Source organism: Synechococcus sp. H55.10 (assembly GCF_047502715.1).
Lineage (GTDB): Bacteria > Cyanobacteriota > Cyanobacteriia > Thermostichales > Thermostichaceae > Thermostichus.
This window is the reverse complement of the sequence record NZ_JANSJJ010000077.1, coordinates 1-969: the sequence shown is the minus strand read 5'-3', so window position 1 is coordinate 969 and position 969 is coordinate 1. Positions and strand designations below refer to the sequence as shown.

The window sequence follows — 969 nt, the reverse complement described above, 5'->3', positions numbered from 1 at the left end:
GCTTGAGGAGGCGCTTTTCCACCAGAGCCCCCGATCTCCAGGAGCGCCCCTCGGCGTCCACTTGCTCGTTGGCCAAGACGGTCTGATCCACGGGATCCCAGTTCACCGGTGCTTCCTTCTGGTAGGCCAGGCCCGCTTTGAAAAACTGCAGAAACAGCCACTGCGTCCACTTGTAGTAGTCGGGCTGGCTGGAGTTGATTTCGCGCTCCCAGTCGTAAGACAGCCCGATGAGGTTCATCTGTCGCTTGTAGTTGGCGACATAGCGGGGCACGGTGTGTTTGGGGTGCGACCCTTTGTTGATGGCTTCGTTTTCGGCGGGCAGCCCGAAGGCGTCCCAGCCCATCGGGTGCAGCACATTGTAGCCGCGCATGCGCATCAGGCGCGCCAGCGCGTCGCACGGGATGTAGTTCCGACAGTGCCCAACCGATAGCCCATCGCCCGACGGGTAGGGGAAAAACGCCAGCACATAGCACTTGGGCTTGCTGGGGTCGTCCTGCGTGCGGAACAGGCGCGCCTGCTGCCAGCGCGCGTGCCACTTCGGTTCGATCTGTTTCGGGTCGTATGCCTCCGTCATCGCCTGCGTTGCACCTCACGCGGGGCGAATTGTACCTAATTGCTGGCGTGTCGCGTTGTAAATCGGCAGGAATCGGCGTGGAAGCGAGGTATTTTAAAGGCGTTGGCAGGAGACCCATTATGACTGAATGGGAGAGCGCCCGCCGTATGGAGGCGTTGGACTGGCGGATACAAGACTGGCTGACCAAGACGGCGCAGGGACGCGCCTGTGAACGCGAAAAGGAGGCTCTGGCAGACTGGTTGCTGGAGGTGTGTCTGTATTACGCTTACTTGGAGCAGGTAGACGATCCACAAGAGATTGCCGTGCTGGCGACGGAGCGGCTCTGGCAGTCAATTCAGACCGGCGCACTCACCTGGCGTGACGATGCGGGTCTGGGCGGCATCATGCGCTACATT

Annotated in this window: 2 protein-coding genes; one reads left to right on the top strand and one right to left on the bottom strand. The window is 60.9% G+C overall.

The features are described 5' to 3' along the window. Positions 1–574, bottom strand: a 574-nt coding sequence (locus NW858_RS05655; RefSeq protein ID WP_414520086.1) for a class I tRNA ligase family protein, incomplete at its 3' end; no start/stop codon positions are given. 119 nt (positions 575–693) lie between these two features. Here NW858_RS05655 and NW858_RS05650 point away from each other — a divergent pair. Then, the coding region (locus tag NW858_RS05650) for a hypothetical protein (RefSeq protein ID WP_414520085.1) at positions 694–969 on the top strand (276 nt) is incomplete at its 3' end.